The following is a 7,753-nucleotide window of genomic DNA, read 5'->3' as shown; positions in this document are numbered from 1 at the left end:
TAAATGTAAGGTTAGGAGCAACTTGGATACCTCAGAAAGATATAGAAGACTTTACTTTTAATCTTTTAAAAACACCAGGTTATGATAGGTGGAATATAAATGTTAGGTTCTCACCACATACGAGTGAATGGAATATTGAAGGTAAAAGTGTTGACTCGACTAATGACCTTGCTAACATGACTTATGGTACAAGTAGGGTAAATGCCTATAAGCTAATTGAAAATGCCCTTAATCTAAAAGATACGAAGGTATTTGACCAAGTAATAAATGATGATGGTTCTAAGACTTCTGTATTAAATAAAAAAGAAACTATGCTTGCAAGTCAAAAGCAAGAACTGATTAAAGAAGAATTTAAGAATTGGATATTTGAAGATCCTGATAGAAGATATAGGCTAGAAAAGATTTATAATGAAAAATTCAATTCAATTAGAAATAGAGAATTTGATGGTTCTAACTTAACTTTTGATGGAATGAATACTGAAATCAGACTACGAGAACATCAGAAAAACGCCATAGCAAGGACTCTTTATGGCGGAAATACACTACTTGCCCATGTAGTAGGAGCAGGAAAAACTTTTGAAATGGTAGCTTCTGCAATGGAATCTAAAAAGTTAGGACTTGCAAGTAAGTCATTATTTGTAGTTCCTAACCATCTAACAACTCAAATTGGTAGAGAGTTTATGCAGTTATATCCGTCAGCAAATATTATGGTAGCCGATAAAAAAGATTTTCAACCAAAAAACAGGAAAAGATTTATTGGTAGGATTGCAACGGGAGAATATGATGCAGTCATCATAGGACACTCTCAATTTGAAAAAATACCAATGTCTAAGGAGTACCAGGTAAGGCATATACAAGACCAAATAGATGATATAGTTTCCTTTATTGATGAGAATAAAAGAAATAGAGGAGAAAATTTTACAGTAAAACAACTAGAAAAGACAAAGAAGAAACTCTTGGTAAGACTTGAAAAACTAAATGATGACTTTAAAAAAGATGATGTAATAACCTTTGAAGAACTAGGAGTAGATAAGTTATTTATAGACGAAGCTCATAATTACAAAAACCTATTCTTGCATACTAAGATGAGAAATGTTGCTGGTATTGGTCAAAGTGAAGCCTTTAAGTCTTCAGATATGTATATGAAATGCAGGTATATGGATGAAATGACAGATGGTAAGGGAGTTGTATTTGCTACTGGTACACCAATATCAAATTCAATGACAGAGCTTTATACTATGCAAAGATACCTTCAGTATGACGATTTAAAGGCAAGAGGATTAGAACATTTTGACGCTTGGGCTTCTACTTTTGGGGAGACAGAAAACACCTTTGAATTATCTCCAGAAGGCACAGGATATAGGCAAAGACAAGATTTTCAAAGTTTTATAACTTGCCAGAATTGATGTCTATGTTTAAAGAAGTAGCAGATATAAAGACCTCAGATATGTTGAATTTGCCAGTTCCTGAAGCAAATTTTGAAGTTATTAAAACAAAACCTACTGAGGAACAAAAAGAAATATTAGAAGCTATTTCAGAAAGAGCTGACGCAGTTAGAAATAATCAAGTAGAGCCAACAGAAGATAATATGTTAAAGATTACAAATGATGGTAAAAACTTGCCCTTGACCAAAGATTAATAAACCCACTACTTCCAGATGATCCTAATTCAAAGGTGAATGTATGTGTAAAAAATATCTTTTCGATCTGGGATAAGACAAAAGAAAATTCATCGACCCAATTAGTGTTTTCAGATATGTCGACACCAAAAGGAGATGGAGAATTTAATATCTATGATGATATTAGAAATAAGCTAGTGAATATGGGAATACCTAAAGAAGAAATAGCCTTTATTCACGAGGCAGATACAGACAAACAAAAGATGAATTGTTCTCAAAGGTAAGAAGAGGAGAAGTAAGAGTATTATTAGGATCTACTCAAAAAATGGGAGCAGGTACTAATGTACAAAACAAACTAATAGCCTTACACGATTTAGACGTCCCATGGAGACCGTCTGACCTAGAGCAAAGAAGTGGTAGAATTGTTCGTCAAGGTAATGAAAATGATAAGGTAAATATTTTAGATATGTAACAGAAAATACTTTTGATTCTTATTTATGGGTGCGACATGAAGTCGCTTAATTTAACTGTTTGGCAAAATGACCAAACCAACTATTCCGTTAGTTGAGCCGAGTATCGACTGCACTTAGGTGTGGTAAGCCGATATTAAAGTAGCCCTACTTGAGGTAAAACCGTGAGGTAATACCGAAACTACTAGCAACAAAGTGGTTAGGGAGCGAGGCTTGATAATATGGCTAACATATGTGAACTACTGATAAATGTCGTTAAGGCGAACAGGCTAAAGTTGCTGATAAGCCTGAACCAAAATGGTGTGTAGTCGGATAATCCTTTCCATAGTGAGATTACACGGACAAAAAGACTACCGGCAGAGAGGTAGAGCCTAAGTTATCAATGTTAATTAAGTGAAACATGGTAAGCCTGTACTATTGCCATAAGGCAAGGCAAATCGTAAGAAATGCTGATAATGGTGCAGGTAAAGGAGAATGGAAAAAGCGAATGCCATCTTGTAATGAGATGGATAGGGGTTCAAAATTTGCCCTAACTTGAAAGAGTGCAGACTTCCATTTGGTTTTTAATCACAAGAGAACTTGTAGAATTTTTGAAAGGAGAAAGCAAATGAACAGTAAAATGTGTGCTACTATAACAGAGCTAAAAACTGGGAAAGTATAGACTTTTATCTAGCAGAAAGCTATGTTAAAAAACTACAAATGCGTATTGTGAAAGCGTGGAAATGAGTAAATATGGAAAGGTAAAATCTTTACAACATTTACTCACAACTTCATTTTATGCAAAAGCCTTGGCTATTAAGAGGGTAACTGAAAATCAAGGCAAGAAAACAAGTGGTGTTGATGGTGAATTATGGCTAACATCACAGGCAAAGTATAAGGCGATAGAAAGTTAAATTTAAGAGGATATAAACCTAAGCCTCTTAAAAGAGTGTATATACCAAAGAAAAATGGGAAGAAAAGACCTCTCAGCATTCCTACAATGACAGATAGAGCAATGCAAACCCTATATAAATTTGCACTTGAACCCATAGCAGAAACTACTGCTGACCCTAATTCTTATGGATTTAGGGCAAAAAGATGTACACAAGATGCTATCGAGCAGTGTTTTACATCACTTAATAAAAAGAAATCTGCAAAATGGTACTTGAGGGAGATATAAAAGGTTGTTTTGATAATATAAGTCATGAATGGATATTAAATAATATCCCAATGAACAAGAAATTATTAAAACTCTGGCTTGAGTGTGGATATATAGAAAAACAAAAACTATTTCCAACAGAAAAAGGAAGTCCCCAAGGCTCGCCAATATCACCTATTATTTCCAATATGGTATTAGATGGTTTAGAAAAAGCAATCAAAGAGAAACATCATAGAAGAACAGTAAATAAGAAAACATATTTCCCAAAGGTTAACTTTGTTAGATATGCAGATGATTTCATCGTTACAGGAGAAAGTGCAGAATTGCTTGAAAATGGTGTAAAGCCAATCATTGTAAAATTCTTGGCTGAAAGAGGTTTAGAATTATCAGAGGAAAAGACACTCATAACACACATAAATGACGGTTTTGATTTTCTTGGAGTTAATATTAGGATGTATAAAGATAAGTTGCTTACAAAACCATCTGATAAGAACTTCAAGGCTATTGTCGATAAAATCAGACGAATCATAAGATTAATCCGTCAATGAACATAGAAATTTTGATTAGAAAAATTAAACCAATATTATTAGGTTTTAACTAATCAAAAATTTCTTGTTTCATTGACGGATTATCTTTTATGATTCGTCTGATTTTATCGACAATAGCCTTGAAGTTCTTATCAGATGGTTTTGTAAGCAACTTATCTTTATACATCCTAATATTAACTCCAAGAAAATCAAAACCGTCATTTATGTGTGTTATGAGTGTCTTTTCCTCTGATAATTCTAAACCTCTTTCAGCCAAGAATTTTACAATGATTGGCTTTACACCATTTTCAAGCAATTCTGCACTTTCTCCTGTAACGATGAAATCATCTGCATATCTAACAAAGTTAACCTTTGGGAAATATGTTTTCTTATTTACTGTTCTTCTATGATGTTTCTCTTTGATTGCTTTTTCTAAACCATCTAATACCATATTGGAAATAATAGGTGATATTGGCGAGCCTTGGGACTTCCTTTTTCTGTTGGAAATAGTTTTTGTTTTTCTATATATCCACACTCAAGCCAGAGTTTTAATAATTTCTTGTTCATTGGGATATTATTTAATATCCATTCATGACTTATATTATCAAAACAACCTTTATATCTCCCTCAAGTACCCATTTTGCAGATTTCTTTTTATTAAGTGATGTAAAACACTGCTCGATAGCATCTTGTGTACATCTTTTTGCCCTAAATCCATAAGAATTAGGGTCAGCAGTAGTTTCTGCTATGGGTTCAAGTGCAAATTTATATAGGGTTTGCATTGCTCTATCTGTCATTGTAGGAATGCTGAGAGGTCTTTTCTTCCCATTTTCTTTGGTATATACACTCTTTAAGAGGCTTAGGTTTATATCCTCTTAAATTTAACTTTTCTATCGCCTTATACTTTGCCTGTGATGTTAGCCATAATTCACCATCAACACCACTTGTTTTCTTGCCTTGATTTCAGTTACCCTCTTAATAGCCAAGGCTTTTGCATAAAATGAAGTTGTGAGTAAATGTTGTAAAGATTTTACCTTTCCATATTTACTCATTTTCCACGCTTTCACAATACGCATTTGTAGTTTTTTAACATAGCTTTCTGCTAGATAAAAGTCTATACTTTCCCAGTTTTTAGCTCTGTTAGTAGTAGCACACATTTTACTGTTCATTTGCTTTCTCCTTTCAAAAATTCTACAAGTTCTCTTGTGATTAAAAACCAAATGGAAGTCTGCACTCTTTCAAGTTAGGGCAAATTTTGAACCCCTATCCATCTCATTACAAGATGGCATTCGCTTTTTCCATTCTCCTTTACCTGCACCATTATCAGCATTTCTTACGATTTGCCTTGCCTTATGGCAATAGTACAGGCTTACCATGTTTCACTTAATTAACATTGATAACTTAGGCTCTACCTCTCTGCCGGTAGTCTTTTGTCCGTGTAATCTCACTATGGAAAGGATTATCCGACTACACACCATTTTGGTTCAGGCTTATCAGCAACTTTAGCCTGTTCGCCTTAACGACATTTATCAGTAGTTCACATATGTTAGCCATATTATCAAGCCTCGCTCCCTAACCACTTTGTTGCTAGTAGTTTCGGTATTACCTCACGGTTTTACCTCAAGTAGGGCTACTTTAATATCGGCTTACCACACCTAAGTGCAGTCGATACTCGGCTCAACTAACGGAATAGTTGGTTTGGTCATTTTGCCAAACAGTTAAATTAAGCGACTTCATGTCGCACCCATAAATAAGAATCAAAAGTATTTTCTGTTACATATCTAAAAATATTTACCTTATCATTTTCATTACCTTGACGAACAATTCTACCACTTCTTTGCTCTAGGTCAGACGGTCTCCATGGGACGTCTAAATCGTGTAAGGCTATTAGTTTGTTTTGTACATTAGTACCTGCTCCCATTTTTTGAGTAGATCCTAATAATACTCTTACTTCTCCTCTTCTTACCTTTGAGAACAATTCATCTTTTTGTTTGTCTGTATCTGCCTCGTGAATAAAGGCTATTTCTTCTTTAGGTATTCCCATATTCACTAGCTTATTTCTAATATCATCATAGATATTAAATTCTCCATCTCCTTTTGGTGTCGACATATCTGAAAACACTAATTGGGTCGATGAATTTTCTTTTGTCTTATCCCAGATCGAAAAGATATTTTTTACACATACATTCACCTTTGAATTAGGATCATCTGGAAGTAGTGGGTTTATTAATCTTTGGTCAAGGGCAAGTTTTTTACCATCATTTGTAATCTTTAACATATTATCTTCTGTTGGCTCTACTTGATTATTTCTAACTGCGTCAGCTCTTTCTGAAATAGCTTCTAATATTTCTTTTTGTTCCTCAGTAGGTTTTGTTTTAATAACTTCAAAATTTGCTTCAGGAACTGGCAAATTCAACATATCTGAGGTCTTTATATCTGCTACTTCTTTAAACATAGACATCAATTCTGGCAAGTTATAAAACTTTGAAAATCTTGTCTTTTGCCTATATCCTGTGCCTTCTGGAGATAATTCAAAGGTGTTTTCTGTCTCCCCAAAAGTAGAAGCCCAAGCGTCAAAATGTTCTAATCCTCTTGCCTTTAAATCGTCATACTGAAGGTATCTTTGCATAGTATAAAGCTCTGTCATTGAATTTGATATTGGTGTACCAGTAGCAAATACAACTCCCTTACCATCTGTCATTTCATCCATATACCTGCATTTCATATACATATCTGAAGACTTAAAGGCTTCACTTTGACCAATACCAGCAACATTTCTCATCTTAGTATGCAAGAATAGGTTTTTGTAATTATGAGCTTCGTCTATAAATAACTTATCTACTCCTAGTTCTTCAAAGGTTATTACATCATCTTTTTTAAAGTCATCATTTAGTTTTTCAAGTCTTACCAAGAGTTTCTTCTTTGTCTTTTCTAGTTGTTTTACTGTAAAATTTTCTCCTCTATTTCTTTTATTCTCATCAATAAAGGAAACTATATCATCTATTTGGTCTTGTATATGCCTTACCTGGTACTCCTTAGACATTGGTATTTTTTCAAATTGAGAGTGTCCTATGATGACTGCATCATATTCTCCCGTTGCAATCCTACCAATAAATCTTTTCCTGTTTTTTGGTTGAAAATCTTTTTATCGGCTACCATAATATTTGCTGACGGATATAACTGCATAAACTCTCTACCAATTTGAGTTGTTAGATGGTTAGGAACTACAAATAATGACTTACTTGCAAGTCCTAACTTTTTAGATTCCATTGCAGAAGCTACCATTTCAAAAGTTTTTCCTGCTCCTACTACATGGGCAAGTAGTGTATTTCCGCCATAAAGAGTCCTTGCTATGGCGTTTTTCTGATGTTCTCGTAGTCTGATTTCAGTATTCATTCCATCAAAAGTTAAGTTAGAACCATCAAATTCTCTATTTCTAATTGAATTGAATTTTTCATTATAAATCTTTTCTAGCCTATATCTTCTATCAGGATCTTCAAATATCCAATTCTTAAATTCTTCTTTAATCAGTTCTTGCTTTTGACTTGCAAGCATAGTTTCTTTTTTATTTAATACAGAAGTCTTAGAACCATCATCATTTATTACTTGGTCAAATACCTTCGTATCTTTTAGATTAAGGGCATTTTCAATTAGCTTATAGGCATTTACCCTACTTGTACCATAAGTCATGTTAGCAAGGTCATTAGTCGAGTCAACACTTTTACCTTCAATATTCCATTCACTCGTATGTGGTGAGAACCTAACATTTATATTCCACCTATCATAACCTGGTGTTTTTTAAAAGATTAAAAGTAAAGTCTTCTATATCTTTCTGAGGTATCCAAGTTGCTCCTAACCTTACATTTATATCAGAAGCAGTAAGTTCATCAGGCATAAACTTCTTGTAATTTTTCTCTTTGATATTTGAGTTTGCCTAACTCGTTTAATAGTGTATCTTTCTTTTCAGAAGGTGCTAAATCTATTACATTTTCAATTTCTC

4 pseudogenes are annotated in these 7,753 nt (G+C 33.8%); 2 read left to right on the top strand and 2 right to left on the bottom strand.

The features are described from left to right. A pseudogene (locus DRZ96_RS10595) lies at window positions 1-2,119 on the top strand (helicase-related protein); the annotation flags it as partial. A 576-nt stretch (window positions 2,120-2,695) separates the two neighbouring features. Further along, window positions 2,696-3,821: pseudogene (ltrA, locus tag DRZ96_RS00940) on the top strand (group II intron reverse transcriptase/maturase); the annotation flags it as partial. 11 nt (window positions 3,822-3,832) lie between these two features. Here the strand turns inward: ltrA and DRZ96_RS00935 are convergent. Next, window positions 3,833-4,922: pseudogene (locus tag DRZ96_RS00935) on the bottom strand (reverse transcriptase domain-containing protein); the annotation flags it as partial. A 575-nt stretch (window positions 4,923-5,497) separates the two neighbouring features. After that, window positions 5,498-7,753, bottom strand: a pseudogene (locus tag DRZ96_RS00930) (helicase-related protein); the annotation flags it as partial.

The sequence above is a fragment of the Peptoniphilus harei genome, from assembly GCF_900454685.1.
Lineage (GTDB): Bacteria > Bacillota > Clostridia > Tissierellales > Peptoniphilaceae > Peptoniphilus_A > Peptoniphilus_A harei.
The sequence above is the reverse complement of the archived record's forward strand: the minus strand, read 5'-3'. Positions and strand labels throughout refer to the sequence as shown.